At 65.3% G+C, this 24165-nt stretch carries 22 protein-coding genes; 15 read left to right on the top strand and 7 right to left on the bottom strand.

Going from position 1 to position 24165, the window contains the following annotated elements; all coding sequences use genetic code 11:
* Positions 1–9 precede the first annotated feature (9 nt).
* From argE to ACGYK2_RS05245, 4 genes are all read left to right on the top strand, one after another.
* Positions 10–1173: an acetylornithine deacetylase gene (gene argE, locus ACGYK2_RS05260; RefSeq protein ID WP_271687688.1), complete on the top strand. Its 1164-nt coding sequence runs from the start codon at positions 10–12 to the stop codon at positions 1171–1173.
* Positions 1174–1268: 95 nt separating this feature from the next.
* Complete coding sequence (locus ACGYK2_RS05255; RefSeq protein WP_271687686.1) at positions 1269–2615, top strand: FAD-binding oxidoreductase; 1347 nt, start codon at positions 1269–1271, stop codon at positions 2613–2615.
* Positions 2616–2638: 23 nt separating this feature from the next.
* Entirely contained in the window at positions 2639–3805 is a 1167-nt protein-coding gene (locus tag ACGYK2_RS05250; protein ID WP_271687685.1) for a M20 aminoacylase family protein, read from the top strand.
* 67 nt (positions 3806–3872) lie between these two features.
* Positions 3873–5036, top strand: a complete 1164-nt coding sequence (locus ACGYK2_RS05245; protein ID WP_276154301.1) for a M20 aminoacylase family protein — start codon at positions 3873–3875, stop codon at positions 5034–5036.
* Positions 5037–5096: 60 nt separating this feature from the next.
* On the opposite strand, the gene ACGYK2_RS05240 is transcribed toward ACGYK2_RS05245, so the two are convergent.
* From ACGYK2_RS05240 to moaA, 3 genes are read right to left on the bottom strand one after another with little or no spacing between them, the layout of a single operon-like run.
* Complete coding sequence (locus ACGYK2_RS05240; RefSeq protein WP_271687681.1) at positions 5097–6140, bottom strand: glycosyltransferase family 4 protein; 1044 nt, start codon at positions 6138–6140, stop codon at positions 5097–5099.
* Positions 6133–7425, bottom strand: a complete 1293-nt coding sequence (locus ACGYK2_RS05235; RefSeq protein ID WP_271687679.1) for a 3-deoxy-D-manno-octulosonic acid transferase — start codon at positions 7423–7425, stop codon at positions 6133–6135. Before ACGYK2_RS05235 ends, ACGYK2_RS05240 begins: the two co-directional genes overlap by 8 nt.
* 4 nt (positions 7426–7429) lie before the next feature.
* Complete coding sequence (gene moaA, locus ACGYK2_RS05230; protein ID WP_271687677.1) at positions 7430–8437, bottom strand: GTP 3',8-cyclase MoaA; 1008 nt, start codon at positions 8435–8437, stop codon at positions 7430–7432.
* A gap of 85 nt (positions 8438–8522) precedes the next feature.
* Between moaA and ACGYK2_RS05225 the strand changes: the two genes are divergently transcribed.
* Positions 8523–9050 carry a hypothetical protein gene (locus tag ACGYK2_RS05225; protein WP_271687676.1) on the top strand — a complete coding sequence of 176 codons (528 nt, stop codon included), beginning with the start codon at positions 8523–8525 and terminating at the stop codon, positions 9048–9050.
* A 4-nt stretch (positions 9051–9054) separates the two neighbouring features.
* On the opposite strand, the gene ACGYK2_RS05220 is transcribed toward ACGYK2_RS05225, so the two are convergent.
* Genes ACGYK2_RS05220 through glmU form a run of 3 tightly spaced genes read right to left on the bottom strand, consistent with a single transcriptional unit; the run spans position 9055 to position 12925 of the window.
* Positions 9055–9753 carry a DNA alkylation repair protein gene (locus ACGYK2_RS05220; RefSeq protein ID WP_271687675.1) on the bottom strand — a complete coding sequence of 233 codons (699 nt, stop codon included), beginning with the start codon at positions 9751–9753 and terminating at the stop codon, positions 9055–9057.
* Positions 9750–11570, bottom strand: a complete 1821-nt coding sequence (glmS, locus tag ACGYK2_RS05215) for a glutamine--fructose-6-phosphate transaminase (isomerizing) (protein ID WP_271687673.1) — start codon at positions 11568–11570, stop codon at positions 9750–9752. Before glmS ends, ACGYK2_RS05220 begins: the two co-directional genes overlap by 4 nt.
* A gap of 2 nt (positions 11571–11572) precedes the next feature.
* The gene (glmU, locus tag ACGYK2_RS05210) at positions 11573–12925 is read right to left on the bottom strand and encodes a bifunctional UDP-N-acetylglucosamine diphosphorylase/glucosamine-1-phosphate N-acetyltransferase GlmU (protein WP_271687670.1); all 1353 of its coding nucleotides are present in this window, start codon (positions 12923–12925) and stop codon (positions 11573–11575) included.
* A gap of 138 nt (positions 12926–13063) precedes the next feature.
* On the opposite strand from glmU, the gene ACGYK2_RS05205 reads away from it, so the two are divergent.
* Positions 13064–13738 carry an HAD-IIIA family hydrolase gene (locus tag ACGYK2_RS05205; protein ID WP_271687669.1) on the top strand — a complete coding sequence of 225 codons (675 nt, stop codon included), beginning with the start codon at positions 13064–13066 and terminating at the stop codon, positions 13736–13738.
* Positions 13738–14931, top strand: a complete 1194-nt coding sequence (locus tag ACGYK2_RS05200) for a DegT/DnrJ/EryC1/StrS aminotransferase family protein (protein ID WP_271687668.1) — start codon at positions 13738–13740, stop codon at positions 14929–14931. The genes ACGYK2_RS05205 and ACGYK2_RS05200 overlap by 1 nt, the downstream gene beginning before the upstream one ends.
* Before the next feature lie 2 nt (positions 14932–14933).
* On the opposite strand, the gene ACGYK2_RS05195 is transcribed toward ACGYK2_RS05200, so the two are convergent.
* Complete coding sequence (locus tag ACGYK2_RS05195; protein WP_271687665.1) at positions 14934–15410, bottom strand: pyridoxamine 5'-phosphate oxidase family protein; 477 nt, start codon at positions 15408–15410, stop codon at positions 14934–14936.
* A gap of 144 nt (positions 15411–15554) precedes the next feature.
* On the opposite strand from ACGYK2_RS05195, the gene ACGYK2_RS05190 reads away from it, so the two are divergent.
* From ACGYK2_RS05190 to ACGYK2_RS05155, 8 genes are all read left to right on the top strand, one after another.
* Positions 15555–16715, top strand: a complete 1161-nt coding sequence (locus ACGYK2_RS05190; protein WP_271687663.1) for an isovaleryl-CoA dehydrogenase — start codon at positions 15555–15557, stop codon at positions 16713–16715.
* Positions 16715–17200 carry a lysozyme inhibitor LprI family protein gene (locus ACGYK2_RS05185; RefSeq protein ID WP_271687662.1) on the top strand — a complete coding sequence of 162 codons (486 nt, stop codon included), beginning with the start codon at positions 16715–16717 and terminating at the stop codon, positions 17198–17200. Before ACGYK2_RS05190 ends, ACGYK2_RS05185 begins: the two co-directional genes overlap by 1 nt.
* Before the next feature lie 42 nt (positions 17201–17242).
* A complete protein-coding gene (locus ACGYK2_RS05180; protein WP_271687660.1) occupies positions 17243–17644 on the top strand; it encodes a DUF1622 domain-containing protein in 402 nt (133 codons plus the stop codon).
* Positions 17637–18353, top strand: coding sequence for a flavodoxin family protein (locus ACGYK2_RS05175; protein ID WP_276154892.1), 717 nt, complete (start codon positions 17637–17639; stop codon positions 18351–18353). The genes ACGYK2_RS05180 and ACGYK2_RS05175 overlap by 8 nt, the downstream gene beginning before the upstream one ends.
* 1 nt (position 18354) lies before the next feature.
* Entirely contained in the window at positions 18355–19860 is a 1506-nt protein-coding gene (locus tag ACGYK2_RS05170) for an AMP-binding protein (protein ID WP_271687657.1), read from the top strand.
* Entirely contained in the window at positions 19857–21461 is a 1605-nt protein-coding gene (locus ACGYK2_RS05165) for a carboxyl transferase domain-containing protein (RefSeq protein WP_271687655.1), read from the top strand. Before ACGYK2_RS05170 ends, ACGYK2_RS05165 begins: the two co-directional genes overlap by 4 nt.
* A gap of 79 nt (positions 21462–21540) precedes the next feature.
* Positions 21541–23481, top strand: coding sequence for an acetyl/propionyl/methylcrotonyl-CoA carboxylase subunit alpha (locus tag ACGYK2_RS05160; RefSeq protein ID WP_271687654.1), 1941 nt, complete (start codon positions 21541–21543; stop codon positions 23479–23481).
* Complete coding sequence (locus ACGYK2_RS05155) at positions 23478–24146, top strand: glutathione S-transferase family protein (RefSeq protein WP_271687652.1); 669 nt, start codon at positions 23478–23480, stop codon at positions 24144–24146. The genes ACGYK2_RS05160 and ACGYK2_RS05155 overlap by 4 nt, the downstream gene beginning before the upstream one ends.
* Positions 24147–24165: the final 19 nt, after the last annotated feature.

Below are 24165 nucleotides of genomic sequence, written 5' to 3'. Positions count from 1 at the left end.
AGAAGACCCATGACCGAACGCCTGACCCCGCTCGAGTTGATGACCAAACTCATCAGCTTTCCCACCGTGTCGCGCGACACCAATATCCCGCTGATCGACTGGGTGGCCGACTACCTCGCCTCGCACGGGATCGAGAGCCACCGCTACATCGATCCCGACCAGCCGAAACATGCGCTTTTTGCCCATGCGGGCCCGTGGGAGGAGGGGGCCGTGGTGCTCTCGGGGCACACGGATGTGGTGCCGGTCGACGGTCAGGCTTGGGACACCGATCCCTTCACCGTGACCGAGAAGGAAGGCCGCTACTACGGGCGCGGCACCTGCGACATGAAGGGCTTCGACGCGTTGGCGATCTGGGCGCTGGTCGAGGCGCATTATGCAGAAGTCAAACGCCCGCTGCAGATCGCACTCAGCTTCGATGAGGAGATCGGCTGCACCGGCGCGCCGCCTATGATCCAAGCGATGCAGGGCGTGGTGCCCAAGGGCTCGGCGGTGATCGTGGGCGAGCCCTCGACCATGCAGGCGGTGACCGGCCACAAGGGCGGCATCGGCTTCAACACCCATCTGGTGGGTTTCGAGGTGCATTCCTCGTTGCTGCACACCGGGGTCAATGCGATCATGGCGGGCGCGAAGCTTATCGAATGGGCCAATGACGTGAACAGCGACAACATGGCCGCCAAACCGACCGAGACGGCGGCGATGTTCGATCCGCCCTTCACCACCGCCCATGTCGGCGTGATCGAGGGCGGCACGGCTCACAACATCACCGCCAAGGACTGCAAGTTCGCGATGGATTTCCGCGTGGTCCCGGGCGAGGACAAAGACAAATGGGGCACCGCCTACCTCAAAAAGGTGCGCGAGGTCGAAAAGCAGATGCAGGACGTGGTGCCCGAGACCTATATCGAGACCTCGACCCGCTTCGACGTGCCCGCGCTGCAGCCCGAGAAGGACGGCGAGGCCGAGCAGATTGTGCGCCAGATCACCGGCGACAACGCCAGCCACAAAGTGAGCTACGGCACCGAGGCCGGGCAGTTCCAGGAGGCGGGCTATTCCGCCGTGATCTGCGGCCCCGGCGACATCGCGCAGGCGCATCAGCCTAATGAGTTCATCGAGGTGGCGCAATTCGACGCCGGCCACGACTTCATGCGCCGTCTGCTGACCCGCTTGCAGGGCTGAGCTTTCCCTGACAGACCTGTGGCTGGCCCCGGGCGGGGCCAGTCCTTTTCACGGCCGCCCGGTGCAGCCGCGCGGCGTCAGCCACCGGGGTCCGCATGTCCGCCTTTCCTATCACCCTTGCCACCCCCGCCAGCTACCCGCGCACCCCGCCGCGCGAGAGCGAGGTCGTCGTCATCGGCGGCGGCGTGATCGGCGTGTGCACTGCGCTGTTTCTGGCCCGCGCGGGCAAACAGGTGACCCTGCTTGAAAAGGGCCGCATTGCCGCCGAACAATCCAGCCGCAACTGGGGTTGGATACGGCAGCAGGGGCGCGACCCGGATGAACTGCCGATCATGGTCGAGGCCGCGCGGCTGTGGCGCGAACTGGCCCCGAAACTCGACCGCGATATCGGCTTACAACAGACCGGCGTGACCTATCTGGCAGGCTCGGACGCCAAAATGCCGGGCTACGCTGACTGGTTGCCCCATGCCAAGGCCAATGGTGTCGACAGCCGGTTGATGGACGCGGGCGAGGTCGCCGCCGCCTTTCCGGGGCTGAGCAAAAGCTACGCCGGGGCGCTGGTGACCCCTTCCGACATGCGCGCCGAACCTTGGGTGGCGGTGCCAGCGCTGGCCGCCTTAGCGGCCAAGGAAGGCGTGCGCATTATCGAGAACTGCGCGGTCCGCAAGCTCGACCTTGCCGCCGGACGGGTTGCGGGGGTGGTGACCGAAGCGGGCGCGATCCGCACGACATCGGTCGTGCTGGCGGGCGGGGCGTGGTCGGCGCTGTTCCTGCGCGCCCATGGCGTCAGCCTGCCGCAGCTTTCGGTGCGCGAGAGCGTGCTGGCCACCAATGTGCTGCCCGAGGTCCACGCCGGGGCCGCCGCCGAGGCGGGTCTTGCCTTCCGCCGCCGCGCCGATGGCGGCTATACGCTGGCGCCCGGCGGGCGTCCCGATCTCTATGTCGGCCCCGATGCCTTCCGCGCGCTGCGGCACTACCTGCCGCAACTGCGCCAAAGCCCCTTCGGTCAGCGTCTGCGTGCCGCGGCCCCGCGCGGCTTTCCCGATGCGTGGCGCACGCCCCGGAACTGGGCGGCTGACGCGCACAGCCCCTTCGAGGCGATGCGCATCCTCGACCCCATGCCGGACCACCGCGCGCTGCGCCGGGCGCGCAAACGTTTTGCCGCGCTTTATCCCGATCTGCCGCCCGTCACCGCCCGCGCCTCATGGGCCGGGATGATCGATGTGATGCCCGATATGGTGCCGGTAGTGGACACCTGCGCGCAGATCCCCGGCCTTGTCATCGGCACCGGCATGTCCGGCCACGGCTTCGGCATCGGCCCGGCGATGGGGCGGGTGTTGGCGGCACTGGTCATGGGCGACGCGCCGGGCCATGATCTGAACAGATTCCGCGCCGACCGTTTCAGCGATGGCAGTGCCATCCGCCTCGGTCCGACGCTCTGAGCATATTTCGAGAAGGACATTCCATGCCGATCAAGAACCGCTTTGCCGAGACCCACGCCGAGATCACCGCCTGGCGCCGCCATCTGCACCAGCATCCGGAACTGATGTTCGACCTGCCCGAGACCTCGAAATTTGTCGAGGAGAAGCTGCGCAGCTTCGGCATCACCGACATCACCACCGGCATCGCCGAGACCGGCGTGGTCGCGGTGATCGAGGGGCAGAGCAACACCTCGGGCCGCACCATCGGGCTGCGGGCGGACATGGATGCCCTGCCGATCACCGAGGCGACGGGGCTGCCGCATGCCTCGAAGAACCCCGGCAAGATGCATGCCTGCGGCCACGACGGTCATACGGCGATGCTGCTGGGGGCGGCGCAATACCTCGCCGAGACGCGCAATTTCGACGGGCGCGTGGTGCTGATCTTCCAGCCCGCCGAGGAGGGCGGCGGTGGCGGCAACGTCATGGTGCAGGAGGGGCTGATGGACCGCTGGGGCATCGATGAGGTTTACGGCATGCACAACATGCCCGGCCACCCGACCGGGCAGTTCGCCATCCGCGAGGGCGCGCTGCTGGCGGCGGCGGACGAGTTTGCCATCACGCTGACGGGCCAAGGCGGCCATGCCGCGGCCCCGCATGAGGCGGTGGACACGAACCTCGCCGCCGCGCATGTGATGATCGCGCTGCAATCCATCGCCAGCCGCAACACCGATCCGCTGAAACAGGTCGTCGTCTCGGTCTGCACCCTGCGCAGCGACACCGACAGCCACAACGTATTGCCGCATCAGGTGCTGTTGCGCGGCACGGTGCGGACGCTGGATCCGGAGGTTCAGGATTTGGCCGAGCGTCGGCTGCACGACCTCACACGTCTGACGGCGGAGGCACATCAATGCCGGGCCGAGATCGACTACCAGCGCGGTTACCCGGTCACCCGCAACCACGCCGATCAAACCCGCTTTGCCGCTGAGGCCGCCGACAAGGTCACTCCCGGCACCGACCGGGACACGCCGCCGATCATGGCCGGAGAGGATTTTTCCTATATGCTCAATGCGCGACCGGGTGCCTATATTATGATCGGCAACGGCGAAGGGGCGACGGTCCATCACCCAGAATATGACTTTGACGATGCCGCGATCCCGGCGGGCTGCTCATGGTTCGCGCAGGTGGTTGAGGACCGGCTGGCAAGGGCGTAAGCATATGGCAGATAAATGCGACTGCATGAAAACAGCGCCCAACCCAACTCCGGAGGATACTTCCTAAATGCCCGTTAAGAACCGATTTGCCGAGCTGCACGCCGACATCACCGCATGGCGCCGCGACCTGCATGAAAACCCCGAGATCCTGTTCGAGACCCACCGCACCTCGGCCACCGTGGCCGAAAAGCTGCGCAGCTTCGGCTGCGACGAAGTCGTCGAGGGCATCGGCCGCACCGGTGTCGTTGGCGTGATCAAGGGTAAGGAGACCGGCTCGGGCAAGGTCATCGGGTTGCGCGCCGACATGGACGCGCTGCCGATCCACGAACAGACCGGGCTGGACTATGCCTCCAAGACCGACGGCGCGATGCATGCCTGCGGCCATGACGGCCACACCGCCATGCTCTTGGGTGCCGCGCAATACCTTGCCGAGACCCGCAACTTTGACGGCACTGTCGTGGTGATCTTCCAGCCCGCCGAAGAAGGCGGCGGCGGTGGTCGCGAAATGTGCGAAGACGGCATGATGGAGCGTTGGGGCATCCAGGAAGTCTACGGGATGCACAACTGGCCGGGCATGCCCACCGGCTCCTTCGGCATCCGCGCAGGCTCCTTCTTTGCCGCGACCGATCAGTTCGACATCACCTTCGAAGGCCGCGGCGGCCATGCCGCCAAGCCGCATGAGACCGTCGACACCACCGTGATGTCCGCTCAGGCCGTGCTGGCGCTGCAGACCATCACCGCGCGCAACGCCGACCCGGTGGAGCAGATCGTGGTCTCCGTCACCTCTTTCGAGACCTCCTCGAAAGCCTTCAACGTGATCCCGCAGAAGGTGCAGATCAAAGGCACCGTGCGCACCATGTCCGCCGAGATGCGGGAACTGGCCGAAAAGCGGATCAACGAGATCTGCACCGGCATCGCAGGCACTTTCGGCGGTAGCGCCGATGTGACCTACCATCGCGGCTACCCGGTCATGGTGAACCACGAGGAGCAGACCGAGTTTGCTGCCGACGTGGCACGCTCGATCTCGGGCCAATGCGAGGAAGCGCCGCTCGTGATGGGGGGCGAAGACTTTGCCTTCATGCTGGAGGAGCGCCCGGGCGCCTATATCCTTGTCGGCAACGGCGACACGGCGGCGGTGCACCACCCGGAGTATAATTTCAACGACGAAGCCATTCCGGCGGGGTGTAGCTGGTGGGCAGGCATCGTCGAGCAACGGATGCCTGCGGCCTGATCCTACCTTCAGTAATGACTAGAGCGCGCCTCCCTTGGGGGGCGCGTTTTGCTTTGGGGGCTAGCCGCGCTCCCAAAGCGCGTTGTAGACGGCTTCGATCCCATCAGCCTCGGCCCGGGCGCTGAAACGCTGTTCGGCCCAGTGGCGCGCGGCCTCGGAGAGGGCGGCTTGATCCTCGCGCTCTAGCAAGGAGAGCGCGGCTTGGGCCGCAGCCTCTGCCGCACCCAGTGGCACGACCTTGCCCACGCGGCCCCCGTTCGAGAAAGCGCCGTAATAGCCCGCATCGCTGCCCACGAAAGGCACGCCCGAGGCCAGCGCTTCGAGCGGGACCATGCCATAGCCCTCGTAGCGTGGCAGTTGCACCACCAGCGACAGGGCGCGCATCAGTTTCGGTAGATCGGCGGCGGGATATTCGCCGATGAAAAGCAGCCGGTTGGCAAGGCCCGCGGCCTCGACCTGCGCCTTGAGCTTGGTCAAAAACGCCTCATGTTTGCCGCCCGCCCGGCCAATCACCAGCGCCACCGCGCCGGGGCGTTGGGGCAGCAGGCGCAGCATGGCCTCGACGAAAAGGTCGGTGCCTTTCTCAGGCCGGATGCGCCCCACGGTGGCGATGCCATGGGTGCCGCCAAAGCCCAATTGCTCCCAAGCGTTCGCCCGGTTGGTGGCGGGGGAGAAGACATCGGTATCCACCCCATGCGGCACCACGGCGCGGACATGGGGCACAAACTCCGCCGCGCGTTCGGTCGTGGCGATTACCGCGTCCATCTGCCGGATCAACCAACGCGGATAGGCCGAATGCAGCCGCTGCGCGGCAGAGGTAAAGACGATCCGGATATTTGCCCCACGCACATCGCGCAGCCAAAGCGCGCTGCGCATTTCCGTGTTGCGGCGCACATGCCAAATGGCGAAGGGGCGCTCTTGGGGGGGATGTTTGCGGGTGATCCGCCCCGCCGCGACGCGGGTCAGCGGCACCGGACAGCCGGGCAGGGGCTGGCCCACCAGCGTCAAGTCATGCCGGTCGACCTGTTGCCGGACCACATTGGCCGCCGTGGCCGAGACCCCGGTGAAATTACGGTTGTAGTTGGTGACGAAAAGCTCAGGCATCGCTGTCCCCTCGCAGGCGCAGGGCCGTGATCAGCCGCTCGGCAATACTGTCGAGCTTGTCGGTCTGCCCGGCGGCATAGGCCTTGGCCGCGGCCACGCCAGAGGCGCGGGCGACATCGTTGCGCAGCAGAGCCCCCACACGGTCCGCCAAATCCTGCGTGCCCGCTACCAGACGCGCGGCGCCCTCGGCTTCCATCTCTGCATAGGTCTCGGCAAAATTGGCGACATGGGTGCCCGAGAGCACCATCGCCCCGGCCTGCGCGACCTCATAGGGGTTGTGCCCCCCAATCGGGTGCAGCGACCCGCCCAGAAAGACGATGTCGGATAGCGCGTACCATGTGCCCAACTCGCCCAGAGTGTCGGCCAGATAGACCTGTTCGCGCGGCATGTCGCCCCGTGTTCTACGCCCATGCGTCAGACCGTAGCTGGCGATGAGACCGGCGACTTCGTCACCCCTCTCGGGGTGGCGGGGGGCAAGGATCAAGCACAGCTCGGGGATGCGCTCCAGCAGTTGGCGATGCGCCTCTAACACCGCTTTCTCCTCGCCCGGGTGGGTTGAGGAAGCGATCCAGACAGGGCGGCCCTCCAAGGCCTCCCGCGCTTCGGCAATGGTCCCCTCGTCCTGCGGCAGGGGGCCTGCCATGGACTTGAGGTTGATCCCCGGCGTGACCCGGTCAGCCGGGGCGTTGATCGTGGCCATGGCCCGGGCCATCGCGTCATTCTGCGTCAGGATCAGGTCGAACACGCCAAAGAGGAACCCCGCCAGCGCGGGCCGTTTCTGCCAGCTTTCGATTGAGCGTTGCGAGAGGCGGGCGTTGATCAGCGCCATCGCCGTGCCCCGCGCATGGGTCCGCCGCAGCATCTGCGGCCAAAGTTCGCTTTCCACAAAGAGCGCCGCATCGGGCCGCCAATGGTCAAGGAACCGCTTCAGCGGGCCGGGGGCGTCGAGCGGGGCGAACTGATGCCGCGTGCGCGGGGGCAGGCGGCTGCCCACCAAACGGGCCGAGGTGGCGGTGCCGGAGGTGATGAGGAAATGCGCCTGCGGCAAAGCGCGCCCCATCCGGTCGATCAGCGCCAGAACCGACAGGCTCTCCCCAACCGAGGCTGCGTGAAACCAGATTAGCTGCCCCCCGGGGCGGGGTTGGCTGGCATGGCCCAGCTTTTCGCGCGCGCGTTCCGGTGTGACCTCGGCGCGGCGCAGTTTGGCCATGGAGCGCCGCCCGGCCACGGGCAAGATCATACGGCTCGCCGCGACCCATGCCCGGTAGAGAAACGGCACAGCCAAGGGCTCAGCCGCCCGTGTGGCTCATGTGGCGGGGCATCTGCCCGTCAACACGCTGCCGCGAATAGTCGAAATCATGGCCTTTGGGCTTGCGGTCGATGGCCGCGCGAATGGCCTCCTGCAACGGCAGATCCGTGTCCGGGTGATCGCGCAGAGGCTTGCGCAGGTCGGCCACATCCTCTTGGCCCAGACACATGAAAATTTCGCCGGTGCAGGTGACCCGCACGCGGTTACAGCTTTCGCAGAAGTTGTGGCTCAGAGGCGTGATGAAGCCGATCTTTTGCCCGGTCTCCTCCAGCCGCACGTAGCGCGCGGGGCCGCCGGTGCGCTCGGCCAGATCGGTGACGGTGTAATGCTCGGCATAACGGGCGCGCACGGCGCGCAGCGACCAGTATTGGCCGAAACGATCCTCGTTGCCCAAGTCGCCCATCGGCATGACCTCGATCCATGTGAGGTCAATGCCCCGCTCGGCGCACCATTCGGTGATATGCAGCAGTTCCGGCTCGTTGAAGCCCTTGAGCGCCACGGCGTTGATCTTGATCTTGAGGCCCGCGCGCTGCGCTGCGTCGATTCCGCGCAGCACCTGCGGCAACCGGCCCCAGCGGGTGATATCCGCGAATTTCTGCTCGTCCAGCGTGTCGAGCGAGACATTCACCCGGCGCACCCCGGCGGCATAGAGATCGTCGGCGAAACGCTCCAACTGGCTGCCGTTGGTGGTCAGCGTCAGCTCCTTCAGCTTGCCGCTGTCGAGATGCCGTTTCATGCCGTCGAAGAAAGTCATGATGCCGCGCCGGACCAGCGGCTCACCCCCGGTGATGCGCAGCTTCTCGACGCCGAGGTCGATAAAATTGCTACACAGGCGGTCGAGCTCCTCCAGCGTCAGCAATTCCTTCTTAGGCAGGAAGGTCATGTTCTCCGACATGCAGTAGACGCAGCGAAAATCGCAGCGGTCGGTGACGGAGACGCGCAGATAGGTGATCGCGCGCATGAAAGGGTCAATGAGGGGTGCTGTCATGCTTCATAGGTAATGCCCCGCCCAACCCGGGGCAAGCGCCATTTGGGCGATTGATAAGGGGGCAGGGCGCGGATAGGCTGCGTGGATGACACGTATAATCTTACCGCTTTTCATTGCCGCCGCCACCGCCGGTTGCAGCAACCTGACGGAACGCCTCGGGATGGATGCTAGCCAGGCTGAGCCTGCACCCGCATCCGCATCGGTCGATGCCACGGCTGAGGTTGCAACGCCGAGCGGACCGGCCCCTGCATCGCCGCCCGCCGCCTCTCCCATCGCCACCGCGGGCAGCAGCGCCGAGGCGCTGGATACCACCACGGCGGCAGAGCGCGAAGCGGCCGCCCGCGCGCCTGCCAGTGCCGGTGCCGCCTTGGGGTCGACCGTGGTCAGCTTGGGCAGCGCGACGGAGCCGGGGCTGTGGTTGAAAACACCTCTGGTCGACGCGGAACAGCCGGGGCGGGTGACCAACCCCGCGACGGGCAAATCCGCCGCCGTGACGCTGATCCCGCTGGAGGGGCCCGCAACCGCAGGCAGCCGCATGTCGCTGCCCGCCTTGCGTTTAATCGGGGCGTCGCTGACCGACCTCACCACGGTCGAAGTCTCGACCGAGGGGTAGGGGGTCAGCCTGCGCCTTCTGACTTTTTCAGCAGGCGCAGCGCTTCTTTCACCGCGAAAGGTTTCATCGCCTCCCCATGGGTGGCGATGAAAGCGCGGGTGCGGTCAGCGTCGTGTTTTGACAGGTCGCGCAGCCACCAGCCGATTGCCTTCTGAATGAACCAGCGGTGATCCGGCACCATCGTCGCGGCCCAGCCGAGGATACGGTCGCGGGCGGCCAGTTCCTCAGGCTTAGGATTGTTCTGTTTGGTCCATGGCAGGGTAGAGACGAGCGCGGCGCGCCGGGTCCAAAGGTGATCTGAGGCGACCCAATCTTCCACCTCGTCCAAACGGGTGGGGTCGGCCACCAAACGTTTCTGCGCCGCCATGCTGGCATGATCGGCAATCGCCCAACTGTCGAAATCCGCGGTCCAACTTGCAATCAACGCCCAAGCGGCCTGATCATCGGGGCGCAGCCGCGCTTGGGTCAGCAATTTGGCCGCCGCCACACGCGCCTCGAAAATGTCGGACTGCCAGAGCCCATAGGAGAGAGCGACACGCCCTTCGATGTCAAGCGCCGCGCGCCAGTTTTGCGCAAGCGCTGCGATCTGTGGGTTGGTCAGGCCGAGATAGCGCCGGTCAACCTTGTGATAGGCGCGCATCTCTTCCGCGCGGGCCGGGTTGGCCTGCGCTTCGAGCTCCTGCAAAGCGGTTTCGGGGGTCATTCCACCGTCACCGATTTCGCCAGGTTGCGCGGCTGGTCCACATCCGTGCCCTTCGCCACGGCGGTGTGGTAGGCCAGCAACTGCGCCGGAACCGCATAGAGGATCGGCGCCAGCGCATCCGGCACCGGGGGCATCTCGATGCTGAACCAGACGCCGTCATTGGCCTCGGCCTGACCTTTGGCATCGGAGATCAAGATCACCTTGCCCTTGCGCGCCATGACCTCTTGCATGTTGCTGACGGTCTTGTCGAAGAGCGCGTCGCGCGGGGCCATGACGACCACCGGCACATGCTCATCCACCAGCGCGATGGGGCCGTGTTTCAGCTCACCCGATGCATAAGCTTCGGCGTGGATGTAGCTGATTTCCTTGAGTTTCAACGCGCCTTCAAGGGCGAGGGGGTACATCTGGCCCCGGCCAAGGAACAGCACGTCGCGGGCATGGGAAAGCTTGAGCGCGGCCTCTTGCATCGCGTCGTTCTGTTCAAGCGCGGTGCTGATGGTCGCGGGTAGCCCCCGCAGGGCTGAGATGTGATCGGCGAAGGCATCGGTGCTGATCACCTCGCGGTCCCGCGCGGCTTTGAGCACCAGCGCGAAAAGGACGACCAACTGGCAGGTGAAGGCCTTGGTTGAGGCCACGCCGACTTCGACACCGGCGTGGATCGGCAGCGCCAGATCGCTTTCGCGGGCGATGGAGCTTTCGGGCACGTTGACGACTGACAGGATACGCGCGGCCTTGCCCTCGCAATAGCGTAGGGCGGCCAGCGTGTCGGCGGTCTCACCCGATTGGCTGACGAAAACCGCCAATGTGCGGGGCGGGATCGGCGGTTCACGGTAGCGGAATTCCGAGGCAACATCGATCTCGACCGGCAGGCGGGCGATCTGCTCAAACCAGTATTTCGCGGTAAAACAGGCGTAGGAGGCCGTGCCGCAGGCCACCATGAGGATCCGGTCAAATTGCGTGAAATCAATGTCCTGCGCGCTGATGTTGATCTCGCCTTCGGGGGTGAGGTAATGGCCGATGGCCGCGCCGATCACGCCGGGTTGCTCGGCGATTTCCTTGGCCATGAAGTGTTTGTGCCCCGCCTTGTCGATGCGGGTATTGTCGATCTGCACGGATTTGATCGCGCGGTTGGCGAGCGCCCCGTTGCGGTCGGTGACCTCGACCGAGGTCCGGGTGATGACCGCACAATCCCCTTCTTCGAGGTAGGCGATCTGGTGGGTCAGCGGGGCAAGCGCGATGGCGTCACTGCCCACATACATTTCACCCTCGCCATAGCCGATGGCCAAGGGCGAGCCCTTGCGCGCCGCAATCATCAGGTCGTCGTGCCCGTCAAAGAGAAAGGCCAGCGCGAAAGCGCCTTCGAGGCGGGCAAGCGTCTGGTTGGCGGCCTCCACCGGGCCTGCGCCCTGCGCCATGTGATGCTGGGTCAGGAGGGCAACGGTCTCGGTATCGGTCTCAGACACGAATTGCGCGCCATGTTCGGCCAGTTCGGCCCGCAATTCACGGAAGTTTTCGATGATCCCGTTATGCACCACGGCCACTGGTCCCGCCTGATGCGGGTGGGCATTGGTGACGCTCGGCGCGCCATGGGTGGCCCAGCGGGTGTGGCCGATGCCTGACTTCCCCGCCAGCGGCTCATGCACCAGCGCGTCCGAGAGGTTTACCAGCTTGCCCAAGGCGCGACGGCGCTCAAGCTTGCCTTCGTTCAGGGTCGCGATGCCCGCGCTGTCATAGCCGCGATATTCCAGCCTTTTCAGTGCTTCTACCAAGATCGGGGCGACTTCATGGGTGCCAAGCACCCCAACAATTCCACACATTATTAGCTGCCCCTCTGCATTTTTGCCTTTTTGGCCTTTAAAATTTCGAACATTTTGCGCGCCATGCCGGGCTTCTCGACCTGCGGTGCGCGTGACAGGGCCAGCGCTTCGGGCTCCACGTCCGAAGTGATGACCGAGCCCGAGCCGGTCATAGCACCCTCGCCGATGGTCACCGGGGCCACGAGCATGGTGTTGGACCCGATGAAAGCGCCAGCGCCGATGGTCGTGTGATGCTTCATCACCCCGTCATAATTGCAGGTGATCGTGCCCGCGCCGATGTTGCTTCGCGCGCCGACGGTGGCGTCGCCGATATAGCTTAGGTGGTTGACCTTGGCCCCTTCGGCGATTTGCGCGTTCTTCACCTCGACGAAATTGCCGATGCGCACGTCTTCGGCCAGTTCCGCGCCGGGGCGCAGCCGGGCGTAGGGGCCGACGACCCCGCCGCGTGAGACATGGCAGCCTTCGAGATGCGAGAAGGCGCGGATGGTGCTGCCGGATTCCACGGTGACATTCGGGCCGAAGACGACATTCGGCTCCACCACCGTATCGCGCCCGATGAAAGTGTCGCGCGACAGGAAGACGGTTTCGGGGGCGACCAAGGTCACGCCGTCTTCCATCAACAGATCGCGGGCGCGGGATTGGAACGCGGCCTCGGCCCTCGCCAGATCGGCGCGGGAGTTGACGCCCATGGTCTCGGCCTCGTCGCAGGTAACAACCGTGGCGCTGCGGCCCTCGGCGCGGGCGATGCCGATGATATCGGTGAGGTAGTATTCTTCCGAAGCGTTGTCGTTGCCGACCTTGTCGATCAAGTCGAAGAGCAGTTCGGATTTGCAGGCCACCACGCCGGAGTTGCACAGGGTAATGGCGCGCTCTTCGGCGGAGGCGTCTTTGAACTCGACGATCCGTTCCAAGGCGTCGCCCTGCATCACCAAACGGCCATATCGGGCGGGATCGGCAGCCTCAAACCCCAGAACCACCACGTCATGTGTCGCCAGCGCTTCCTGCATCTTTTCAAGTGTCTCAGGCTGGACGAAGGGCGTGTCACCGTAGAGCACCAGCGCCATGCCATCGAACCCGTCCAGCGCCGGGCGGGCTTGTGCCACCGCATGGGCCGTGCCCAATTGCTCGGTCTGTTCGACGACCTGCGCGTCTTCGTCAAAAAGCGTGGCGGCGGCGCGGACCTGATCGGCGCCGTGGCCTGCCACCACGACCGTATGGCGCGGGCCGAGCATGGCGCCTGCGGCCATGGCGTGTTCCAGCATCGGGGCGGAGGCCACGCGGTGCAGCACCTTTGGCAGGTCCGAGTTCATCCGTGTCCCCTTGCCCGCGGCGAGGATGATCAATGCAGTTTCCATGTAAATCTCTTTGTCCTTCAGCTTGCATTCTCTTTACGCGCTTCGCACAAAGGCGCAAGGTTGCGGCCCATCAAACTAGGTTGCGGACTGCAACACGATGCCATTTTGCAAGGCGGGGTTCCGCCCAAGGAGTATCCAGTGAAGACAGTGGTTTTCGATCTCGACGGCACCTTGGCCGATACCTCGGGCGATTTGATCGCCGCCGCCAATGCCTGTTTCCGTGACATGGGCGAGGGCGATGTGCTGGTCCATGCCGAGGATGCGGGCACCGCGCTGCGCGGCGGGCGGGCGATGCTGACCTTGGGGATGCAAAAGCTGGGCCGTGCCGATGACGCGGCGACGATCGACCGCTATTACCCGATGCTGCTTGAAGCCTATGGGCGGGACATCGACACCCATACCATCATGTACCCCGGCGCGATGGAGGCTGTGGCCGCGCTCAAAGCCGCGGGCTACCGCGTGGCGATCTGCACCAACAAACCCGAGGCTTTGGCGGAGTTGCTGCTGACCCGTCTTGGCGTGCGCGATGCATTCGGCGCGATGCTGGGGGCTGATACGCTGGCCGTGCGCAAACCTGACCCGGAACACCTGTTCGAAACCGCCCGCCGTGCCGGGGGCGATCCGGCGCAATGCGTGTTGATTGGCGACAGCGACACCGACCGCAAGACCGCCAAGGCCGCAGGGGTTCCTTGCGTGCTGGTGACCTTCGGCCCCTCGGGCGAAGACATGGCTGCGCTGGAGCCCGAAGCGCTGTTGGACGATTTCGCCGACCTGCCGGAGGTCATCGAACGTTTGATCGGCAAAGCCGCCTGATGGCCGAGCGGTTTACCGGTAGTTTCACGCAGCAAGAGCCGATCCCCGAAGATGCGATCGAGGCGGCAGTGGCGGTGATGCGTCACGGACGGTTGCACCGCTACAACACAGCCCCGGGGGAGGTGGCCGAGGTTGCCCTGCTGGAGCAGGAATTCGCCGCGATGACGGGGGCGAAATATTGTCTCGCTGTGGCCTCGGGCGGCTATGCCATGGCCACGGCGCTGCGCGCGGTGGGGGTGAAACCGGGCGACCGGGTGCTGACCAACGCCTTCACGCTCGCCCCGGTGCCGGGGGCGATTGCGGCATTGGGCGCGGTCCCGGTTTTCGTCGGCGTGACGGAGCAACTGGTGATTGACCTTGATGACCTCGCCGCCAAGGCGGATCAGGCCGATGTGCTGCTGCTCAGCCATATGCGCGGTCATCTGGTGGACATGGACGCCCTAATGGCGCTTTGCGATGCGCGCGGCGTCACGGTGATCGAAGATTGCGCCCATACGATGGGGGCGGCGTGGAACGGCAAACCATCGGGCACACAGGGAAAGATCGGGTGTTTTTCCTGCCAGACCTATAAACATGTGAACGCGGGTGAGGGTGGGCTGCTGATCACCGATGATGCCGAGGTCGCGGCGCGGGCGATTATGTTGTCGGGGTCTTACATGCTCTATGACCGCCACGCCGCCGCGCCGGGGCCGGAGGCTTTTGAGACGATCCGCTATGAGACCCCCAATATCTCGGGCCGGATGGACAACCTGCGCGCTGCGGTCCTGCGCCCGCAGTTGCGACGGCTGCCGGAACAGGTGGCCCGCTGGAATGAGCGTTATCGGGTGATCGAGGCGGGGCTGCGCGACACGCCGGGGCTCACGGTCATCGACCGGCCCGAGGCAGAGAGCATCGTCGGCTCGTCAATCCAATTCCTGTTGAAAGGTTGGTCGCCGGAGGATGTCGAGGCAGTGCTGGCGCGCTGCGCTGCACGCGGGGTGGAGTTGAAATGGTTCGGCAGGGCCGAGCCTATGGGCTTCACCAGCCGCTACGACACGTGGCGCTATGTGCGGGCTGAGAAAATGCCCGCCAGCGATGCGGTGCTGGCGGGGCTGATCGACATGCGTGTGCCGCTGACCTTCTCACTGGAGGACTGCGCCCTGATCGCGCGGATCATCCGGGCCGAGGTCAGCGCCGTTTTTCAGGGAGGGTAGGCTTAGAATCGGATGGTGCCATGTTTGCCCATGTCGGGCTTTTGGCCGGTCATCTGCGCCTTGCCGATCTCATAGAGGAACTTGAACCCACCATCGGTCGCCCAAACCTCGGCTTCGGTGAGGTCAAAGCGGATCAATTGCACATCCGGGTCTTGCTTGCCGTCCTCGAACCATGCGCCCGCGATGGCGTTCCAAATCTTGTCCAGCTCGGTCGGGTTGGTCACGGCGGAAACATGGCCGTCGATCCGCGCCCAGAGGGATTCGTCCTTGCTGGCGATCAGGTATTGGGCGGCGGCGCGTCCTTCGGCGGATTGCGCCAGATCGGTGCCTTTGGCGGTGATGAACCACAGCACGGCGGCGCGGTCGTCTTCGTCGATGTAGTGTGTCATTGGGATCGCGCGGGCGGTCTTGGTCATCAGCATCCCGGCGCGGGTGTCGTCCAGACGGTCCCAAAACTCTTTTTTCAGATCATCGCTCATTTGCATCTCGCTTTGTTGTAGTGTTCGCTTGGTCGCAGGGCCAACCCGCCGCGGCGCGGGGCGGTTCCACATCGCGCCGCTTGACGCAAAGCGGGTGGGGCGGTAGGTAATGAACAAGCGTTCAATAAATCGGGGGGAGAAGCCGTGTTCAACGCAAGTATGCAGTTTGATCTGGGAGAAGACGTCGCGGCCATGCGGGAGATGGTGCACCGCTGGGCGCAAGAGCGCGTCAAGCCGATGGCCGCCGAGATCGACAGCAAGAACGAATTCCCCGCTGAGCTTTGGCAGGAGATGGGCGAGTTGGGCCTTCTGGGCATGACTGTCGAAGAAGAGTTCGGCGGATCGGGGTTGGGCTATGTTGCCCATACCGTCGCGGTCGAGGAAATCGCCCGGGCCTCGGCCTCGGTCTCGCTGTCTTACGGCGCGCATTCCAATCTTTGCGTGAACCAGATCAAGTTGAACGGCACCCCGGAGCAGAAGGCGCAGTTCCTGCCCAAACTCTGCTCGGGCGAGCATGTCGGCGCGCTGGCGATGTCCGAAGTGGGCGCGGGCAGTGACGTGGTCAGCATGAAGCTGCATGCCGAGAAGCGGAACGACCACTTCCGCCTCAACGGCAACAAGTATTGGATCACCAACGGCCCCGACGCCGAGACGCTGGTGGTCTATGCCAAGACCGACCCCGAGGCGGGCTCCAAGGGTATCACCGCCTTTTTAATCGAGAAGTCGATGAAGGGGTTCTCGACCTCCAAGCATTTCGACAAGCTCGGCATGCGCGGCTCGAACACCGCCGAGTTGATTTTCGAGGATTGCGAAGTGCCCTTCGAGAATATCCTCGGCGAAGAGGGCAAGGGCGTGCGCGTGCTGATGTCGGGCCTCGATTACGAGCGCGTCGTGCTGGCGGGCATCGGCCTTGGCATCATGGCCGCCTGTCTCGATGAGATCATGCCCTACATGGCCGAGCGCAAGCAGTTCGGCCAGCGCATCGGGGATTTCCAACTGATGCAGGGCAAGATGGCGGATATGTACACCGCGATGAACTCGGCGCGGGCCTATGTCTACAGCGTGGCGCAGGCCTGCGACCGGGGCGACGTGACCCGTCAGGACGCGGCGGCCTGCTGTCTCTATGCCTCGGAGCAGGCCATGGTGCAGGCGCATCAGGCGGTGCAGGCGATGGGCGGCGCGGGGTACCTCAGCGACAATCCGGTGGGCCGCATCTTCCGCGATGCCAAGCTGATGGAGATCGGCGCGGGCACCTCGGAAATTCGTCGCATGCTGGTGGGCCGTGAGATGATGGGGGCAATGTGATGCGCGCCCTCCTGCTGGCCTGCGCGTTTCTGGCGGGGCCGGTGGCCGCGCAGGACATCACCTATTCCGATGCCGCCACGGCTGACTGTCTGGCCGGGGCCGAAGAGTTTGCAGACCAGCGCGCCTGCATTGGCCTGTCGGCCAACCTCTGTATGGAAGGGCCGGGCGGCTATTCGACCGTCGGCATGGGCGCGTGTCTTGATGCTGAGTTGACCTTTTGGGACGGCCTGCTGAACGAGAATTACCGCGCCCGCATGGTGCAGGCGAAATCCGCCGATGAGGAGAATGCCCTCTACCAGCCGCAACTGCCTTCGCAGGCCGAGGCGCTGCGTGACATGCAGCGCGCGTGGATTACCTTTCGTGATGCCGCCTGCGATTATGAACGCAGCCAATGGGGCGGTGGCACAGGCGGCGGGCCTGCAACCTTGGCCTGCCTGATGCAGATGACGGGGGAACAGGCGCTGCGTTTGGGGGCGGCCTATTAACCGCGTCTCGCTGTGTCGGCCAAACAGGACGGAGGGATCAGGATGGAAAACCTGATAGAACTGGAGACAGAAGGCGGTGTCCTGCACCACTTTCTGCCTTGGCTGATCGAAGGTTTCGAGATTCTCGCCGCGGTCATCGACATCGCGGCCATCATTCTGCTGCTGATCGGTGCGGCACGTTTCCTGACCGGGGTGACGATCGCCGAGATCGCCCAGAAGGGGCCAGAGCGCGTCCGCCGCACCAACCGCGAGCGGATCGAACTGGGGCGCTACATCCTCGCGGGGCTGGAGCTTTTCATCGTCTCGGACGTGATCCACACCGCGATCAGCCTGCGGTTTGCCGACCTGCTCTTCTTGCTGATGCTGGTCATCATCCGCTCCATCACCTCTTTCTTCCTTGATCGGGAGTTGGAGCAACTGAAGAAGGAACTCGGCCGTGACTGACTATTCCGATCTCAAGGCGCTCTACGTCAATTGCTCGCTCAAGAAGACCCCCGGCGACAGCCACACCCAGCTTTTGATGAACGCCAGCGCAGGCATAATGGAGACGCAGGGGGTGGGGGTGGAGCATCTCTACCTGCTGGATCACCAAGTGCCGCCGGGCGTCTATCCGGACATGACCGAACACGGCTGGGACCGCGACGACTGGCCCGCGATCTGGGAGAAGGTGCTGGCCGCCGACATTCTGATCATCGGCACGCCTTTGTGGCTGGGCGAGGAGAGCAGTGTCTGCCGCGTGCTGATCGAGCGGCTCTATGCCATGAGCGGTGAGCTCAACGACAAAGGCCAGTCGGTCTTTTACGGCAAGGTCGGCGGCACGGTGGTCACCGGTAACGAGGACGGCATCAAACATGTCGCCATGACCACCGGTTTCGCGATGAACCATCTGGGCTACACGATCCCTCCGCAGGCCGATTGTGGCTGGATTGGCGAGGCCGGGCCGGGGCCGTCTTACGGCGATGAGGTGGACGGCAAACGCGCGGGTTTCGACAATGAATTCACGCAGCGCAACACCACCATCATGACATGGAACGCCCTGCATCTGGCACGGATGCTGAAACACGCGGGCGGCTACCCGCGCGAGGGCAACGACCGCGAGGCCTGGGACGCGGGCGCGCGGTTCGATTTCGAAAATCCGGAGTACCGAAGCTGATATGAAGAACGAAGGCGACTGGCCCATCTGGCAGGGCAACATGGCGGCGCAATGTCTGGCACAGCCCGAGGACGCCGTGGCGATCATCGACCTGACTGGCCCGGATCGGCGCGACGTGAGCTATGGTGCGCTGCACGAGATGGTCAACGGTCTGGCACGAGCGCTGCAGGCCGAAGTGCGCCCCGGCGACCGCGTGGGTGTTTTGCTCAGTCAGTCGCCGTGGTGCGCAGCCGCGCATTTGGCGATCTGGAAGATCGGCGCGATCTCTGTGCCGCTGTTCAAACTGTTCAAACATGACGCGCTGGCCAGCCGGGTGGGTGACGCGGGCTGCGAAATCGTGCTGACCGATGCGGAAGGCGCGGAACTGCTCGGCGATCTGGCCACCCCGTGGATCGCGGCGGAGGCTGGCGTGGACGGTGAGGCGGTGGAATTCGCCGAGGTCGGCCCCGAAGACCCCGCCGTGCTGATCTACACCTCCGGCACCACCGGCACGCCGAAAGGCGCGTTGCACGGGCACCGGGTGCTCTCGGGCCATCTGCCGGGCGTGTCTATCAGCCATGACCATCTGGGGCAGACGGGCGATTGCCTTTGGACCCCGGCGGATTGGGCGTGGATCGGCGGGCTATTCGACGTGGCGATGCCCGCGCTGGCGCTCGGCGTGCCGGTGGTGGCCACCCGGATGCCCAAGTTCACCGTCGAGGGCTGCGCCGAGGTGATCGCGAAAGGCGAGGTGCGCAACGTGTTCTTTCCGCCGACCGCGCTGCGGATGCTGAAAGCGGCGGATGTCGCGCTGCCGGGCCTGCGCGCGGTCGCCAGCGGCGGTGAGCCTCTGGGAGCCGAGATGCTGGCATGGGGCAGCGAGGCGTTTGGGCTTGAGATCAACGAGTTCTACGGCCAGACCGAATGCAACATGGTCGCCTCGAGCTGTGGCGTCGATTTTCCCGCGCAGCCCGGCTGTATCGGCAAGCCGGTCCCCGGCTTCGAACTGGCTGTGCTGGACGAGAACGGTAAGCCCACCGATGCGGAGGGCGACGTGGCGGTGCGCAAAGGCGCGCCTTCGATGATGCTGCGCTACTGGAACCGGCCCGAGGAGACGGCGGCGAAGTTCCACGGCGACTGGCTGCTGACCGGCGACCGCGGCATCTGGGAGGGCGACTACCTGCGCTTCGTGGGGCGCGAGGATGACGTGATTACCTCCGCGGGCTACCGCATCGGCCCGGCGGAAATCGAGGATTGCCTGCTCACCCATCCCGCCGTGGCGACCTGTGGCGTGGTCGGCAAGCCCGATGCGCTCCGCACCGAGATCGTGAAGGCCTATGTGGTGCTGAAACCGGGTGCCGTGGTCGATGCGAAGGAATTGCAGGACTGGGTGAAGGACCGGCTCGCCAGCTATTCCTACCCGCGCGAGATTGCATTCGTGGAAGACTTGCCCATGACCGTCACCGGCAAGGTGATCCGCAAGGAATTGAAGCGTCTGGCGGCGCGAGAGAATGAGGACGTAACATGAAACTGACATCGCAAGCCCTGCCATCCTCGGATGCCTATAAGGCCAACGAGATGGCGCATCTGAAAGCGCTCAGCGAGGTCCGCGAGGCCGCCGAGGCCGCCGCCCTAGGCGGCGGCGAAAAATCCCGCGCCCGGCATGAAAGCCGCGGCAAGATGCTGCCCCGCGAGCGGGTGGCGAACCTTCTCGACCCCGGCAGCCCGTTTCTGGAGATCGGCGCCACAGCAGCGCATGGGCTTTATGGCGGCGCGGCACCCTGTGCGGGGGTGATCGCGGGCATTGGTCGGGTGCAGGGCCATGAGGTCATGGTGGTCTGCAACGACGCCACCGTGAAGGGCGGCACCTACTACCCGATGACGGTGAAGAAACACCTCCGCGCGCAGGAGATTGCCGAGGCGAACCATCTGCCCTGCATCTATCTGGTGGACTCCGGCGGTGCGAACCTGCCCAACCAGGACGAGGTTTTCCCCGACCGCGACCATTTCGGCGCAATCTTCTACAATCAGGCGCGGATGAGCGCCAAGGGCATCGCCCAGATCGCCGTGGTCATGGGCTCCTGCACCGCGGGCGGTGCTTACGTGCCCGCGATGTCGGACGTGACCATCATCGTGAAGGAACAGGGCACGATCTTCCTCGCCGGCCCGCCGCTGGTGAAGGCCGCGACGGGCGAGGTCGTCTCGGCCGAAGACCTCGGCGGTGGCGACGTGCACACGCGCCTGTCGGGCGTGGCGGATTATCTGGCCGAGGACGACGCCCATGCGCTGGCACTGGCGCGCCGCGCGGTTGGGCAGCTTAACAAGAGCAAGCCCAAGACGGTGGACTGGGCCAGCCCGGAGGAACCGGCTTACGACCCCGCCGAGATGCTGGGCGTAGTGCCCGCCGACCTGCGCACGCCCTACGACATCCGCGAGGTCATCATGCGGCTGGTGGATGGCAGCCGCTTTGAGGAGTTCAAGGCGCGCTTCGGCGAGACGCTGGTCTGCGGCTTTGCCCATGTCAAAGGCTGTCCCATCGGCATCATCGCCAACAACGGCGTACTCTTCTCAGAAGCGGCCCAGAAGGGCGCGCATTTCGTGGAGCTTTGCAGCCAGCGCAACATCCCGCTGGTGTTCTTGCAGAACATCACCGGCTTCATGGTCGGCCGCAAATACGAGAACGAGGGCATCGCCCGCCACGGCGCCAAGATGGTGACGGCGGTGGCCACCACCAATGTGCCCAAGATCACCATGCTGGTGGGCGGCTCCTTTGGCGCGGGCAACTACGGCATGTCGGGCCGGGCCTACCGGCCGCGGTTCCTCTGGACATGGCCCAACAGCCGCATCTCCGTGATGGGCGGCGCACAGGCGGCGGGGGTCTTGGCCACAGTCAAGCGCGACGCGATGGAACGCGCGGGCGAGACTTGGACCGAGGAGGAAGAGACCGCCTTCAAACAGCCCACGATCGATATGTTCGAGGAGCAGAGCCACCCGCTCTATGCCTCCGCGCGCCTGTGGGACGACGGGATCATCGATCCGCGCAAGAGCCGCGACGTGCTCTACCTGAGCCTCTCGGCCAGCCTGAACGCGCCGATCGAGCCGACGAAATTTGGATTGTTCCGGATGTGATCGGGCCGAGGGAACCGGGGGGGCAGCCCCCCGGACCCCCCGAAATATTTGGAGCAGAAAGAGATGAAAAGGGTAGGGCATGTTTGACACGATCCTGATTGCGAACCGGGGTGAGATTGCTTGCCGGGTGATGGAAACGGCGCAAGCCATGGGGGTGCGCTGCGTGGCGGTGTACTCGGACGCGGATGCGGGCGCGAAACATGTCGCCATGGCGGATGCCGCGGTGCATATCGGCGGCTCGGCGCCGGCGGAGAGTTATCTGAAGGGCGATGTGATCATCCAAGCCGCGCGCGATACCGGCGCGCAGGCGATCCATCCGGGCTACGGGTTTCTCAGCGAGAACCCCGATTTCGTGGAGGCGGTCGAGGCCGCCGGGCTGACCTTCATCGGGCCTTCGGCCAAGGCTATCCGCGCCATGGGGCTGAAGGACGCGGCCAAGGCGTTGATGGTCGAGGCGGGCGTGCCCGTGGTCCCGGGCTATCACGGCGCGGATCAGGACGATGCGCTGCTGGCGCGTGAGGCCGAGAAGATCGGCTATCCGGTGCTGATCAAGGCGGTTGCGGGTGGCGGCGGCAAGGGAATGCGTCTGGTCGAGGAGGCCGGAGGCTTTCAGGCGGCGCTGGAGTCTGCGCGCTCCGAGGCCAAGACCGCCTTCGGCAATGCGGACGTTTTGGTCGAGAAATTTGTCACCAAGCCGCGCCACATCGAAGTGCAGGTCTTCGGCGACGGGACCCATGCGGTGCATCTGTTCGAACGCGACTGTTCGCTCCAGCGCCGCCACCAGAAGGTGATCGAGGAGGCGCCCGCGCCGGGCATGACGGAAGAGATGCGCGCGGCCATGGGTCAGGCGGCGGTGCGCGCGGCCGAGGCCATCGGCTATGCCGGGGCGGGGACGGTGGAATTCATCGTCGACGGTTCGGGCGGGCTTTCGACCGACGGGTTCTTCTTCATGGAGATGAACACGCGCCTGCAGGTGGAGCATCCCGTAACCGAGCTGGTCACCGGGGTTGATCTGGTGGAATGGCAGCTGCGGGTCGCGGCGGGCGAGGCCTTGCCGAAAGCGCAGGATGAACTCACGATCGACGGCCATGCTTTCGAGGCGCGGCTCTATGCCGAGGACGTACCGAAGGGCTTTCTGCCCGCCACCGGCACGCTCACGCATCTGTCCTTTACGCCCCAGACCCGCGCCGACAGCGGTGTGCGGGCGGGCGATACGATCAGCCCCTTCTACGACCCGATGATCGCCAAGGTCATCGTGCATGGGCCCACGCGGGACGTGGCGCTGTCGCGGCTGCGCGCGGCGCTCAAGGGGTGCGAGGTCGGTGGCACGGTCACCAACCTCGCCTTCCTCGGCGCGCTGGCCGAGCATGAGGGTTTTGCCAAGGGCGACGTGGATACGGGCCTGATCGCGCGCGACATCGAGGCGCTGACAGCGCAGCCCGAGGTGCCGGGGCGGCATTTTGCGCTGGCGGGGATGGCGGCCTTGGGGCTGGACCAGCCGCAGGCCGAGGCCGGGTTCAACCTTTGGCGGCCGCTGCGGCTTCAGGTGATGCTGGGCCGCGATGGCGAGGAGCATTTGCTGAAGGTGCGGGTGCTTTCGGAGGATGTGCAGCTTTGGACCGTGGGCGATCACGAGGTGCGCGCCGAGCGCATCGCGGGCCGCTGGAAGATCGACGGCCATATAGCGCCCCCGGTCTCGGTCGCGGGCGACGTGGTCACGGTTTTCGACGCCTATGGCATCGCCTTTGACGTGATCGACCCGCTGGCGCGTGCCGCCGCCGCCCATGGCGACGGCAATATCGTCGAGGCGCCGATGCCGGGGCTGGTGCGTGCCATCGACGCCGAGGTCGGCCAGAGCGTCGCCAAGGGCGACCGTCTGGCGGTGCTGGAGGCGATGAAGATGGAACATTCGCTGCTCGCCGCGCGCGACGGCGTGGTGGCCGAGGTGTTGGCAGAGGCCGGTGATCAGGTCGAGGCGGGCGCGGCGCTGGTGCGTCTGGAAGCCGAGGAGGGCGCATGATTACGCTGCATCACTGTCCGCAGACCCGCTCGATGCGCACGCTCTGGCTGCTGCACGAGCTGGACGACGTGGAGTTTCAGGTCAAGATGCATGCCTTCGACCGCAGCCTGCGCGATCCGGAATACCTCGTGCTCTCGCCCGCGGGCCGGGTGCCGGCGCTGGAGATCGACGGTGAGCGCATGTTCGAGACCGGGGCGATCACCCAGTACCTTTGCGAGCGCTACAGCCCCGACCGGATGGGCCGCTCGGTGGGTAGCCCCGACCGGATGGCCTGGCTGGTCTGGGTGCACTTCGCCGAGACCATCAGCCAGCACGCGGCGGCACTCACCCAGCAGCACATCGCCCTGCGCGAGGATCACATGCGCAGCCCCATCGTGATGAAGCTCGAGGCGGCGCGGATCGGCAAATGCTACGACGCGCTCGAGGCGCGGCTCTCGACGCCGCTGGAGAACCGCGACTACCTGCTGACTTCCGGCTTTTCTGCCGCCGACATCTCGGTCGGGCAGGCGGTCTACATGGCGCGGCATTTCGTGAAATTGGATGACCACCCCTCGGTCGCGGCGTGGTATGAACGGATCACGGAGCGCGACAGCTTCGCGCAGGCGCTGCCCGAGGGAGCCAAGCTCTACGAGAAGGATTTCTACGCGCCATGGCCGGTCGAATGACCATGGCTCAGTCAGGGAA

This window comes from Sulfitobacter sp. 1A10359 (assembly GCF_043558145.1).
In the GTDB taxonomy this organism is placed as follows: Bacteria; Pseudomonadota; Alphaproteobacteria; order Rhodobacterales; family Rhodobacteraceae; genus Sulfitobacter; species Sulfitobacter faviae.
The sequence above is the reverse complement of the archived record's forward strand: the minus strand, read 5'-3'. Positions and strand labels throughout refer to the sequence as shown.

Bases quoted from the DNA above. Each gene is read 5' to 3' on its own strand.
- ACGYK2_RS05185 (WP_271687662.1), top strand. From the start codon at position 16,715: ATGCGCGCCCTCCTGCTGGCCTGCGCGTTTCTGGCGGGGCCGGTGGCC.
- ACGYK2_RS05245 (WP_276154301.1), top strand. From the start codon at position 3,873: ATGCCCGTTAAGAACCGATTTGCCGAGCTGCACGCCGACATCACCGCA.
- ACGYK2_RS05180 (WP_271687660.1), top strand. From the start codon at position 17,243: ATGGAAAACCTGATAGAACTGGAGACAGAAGGCGGTGTCCTGCACCAC.
- ACGYK2_RS05225 (WP_271687676.1), top strand. From the start codon at position 8,523: ATGACACGTATAATCTTACCGCTTTTCATTGCCGCCGCCACCGCCGGT.
- ACGYK2_RS05255 (WP_271687686.1), top strand. From the start codon at position 1,269: ATGTCCGCCTTTCCTATCACCCTTGCCACCCCCGCCAGCTACCCGCGC.
- glmS (WP_271687673.1), bottom strand. From the start codon at position 11,570: ATGTGTGGAATTGTTGGGGTGCTTGGCACCCATGAAGTCGCCCCGATC.
- ACGYK2_RS05240 (WP_271687681.1), bottom strand. From the start codon at position 6,140: ATGCCTGAGCTTTTCGTCACCAACTACAACCGTAATTTCACCGGGGTC.
- ACGYK2_RS05160 (WP_271687654.1), top strand. From the start codon at position 21,541: ATGTTTGACACGATCCTGATTGCGAACCGGGGTGAGATTGCTTGCCGG.
- ACGYK2_RS05220 (WP_271687675.1), bottom strand. From the start codon at position 9,753: ATGACCCCCGAAACCGCTTTGCAGGAGCTCGAAGCGCAGGCCAACCCG.
- ACGYK2_RS05195 (WP_271687665.1), bottom strand. From the start codon at position 15,410: ATGAGCGATGATCTGAAAAAAGAGTTTTGGGACCGTCTGGACGACACC.
- moaA (WP_271687677.1), bottom strand. From the start codon at position 8,437: ATGACAGCACCCCTCATTGACCCTTTCATGCGCGCGATCACCTATCTG.
- argE (WP_271687688.1), top strand. From the start codon at position 10: ATGACCGAACGCCTGACCCCGCTCGAGTTGATGACCAAACTCATCAGC.
- ACGYK2_RS05165 (WP_271687655.1), top strand. From the start codon at position 19,857: ATGAAACTGACATCGCAAGCCCTGCCATCCTCGGATGCCTATAAGGCC.
- ACGYK2_RS05170 (WP_271687657.1), top strand. From the start codon at position 18,355: ATGAAGAACGAAGGCGACTGGCCCATCTGGCAGGGCAACATGGCGGCG.
- ACGYK2_RS05250 (WP_271687685.1), top strand. From the start codon at position 2,639: ATGCCGATCAAGAACCGCTTTGCCGAGACCCACGCCGAGATCACCGCC.
- glmU (WP_271687670.1), bottom strand. From the start codon at position 12,925: ATGGAAACTGCATTGATCATCCTCGCCGCGGGCAAGGGGACACGGATG.
- ACGYK2_RS05155 (WP_271687652.1), top strand. From the start codon at position 23,478: ATGATTACGCTGCATCACTGTCCGCAGACCCGCTCGATGCGCACGCTC.
- ACGYK2_RS05200 (WP_271687668.1), top strand. From the start codon at position 13,738: ATGGCCGAGCGGTTTACCGGTAGTTTCACGCAGCAAGAGCCGATCCCC.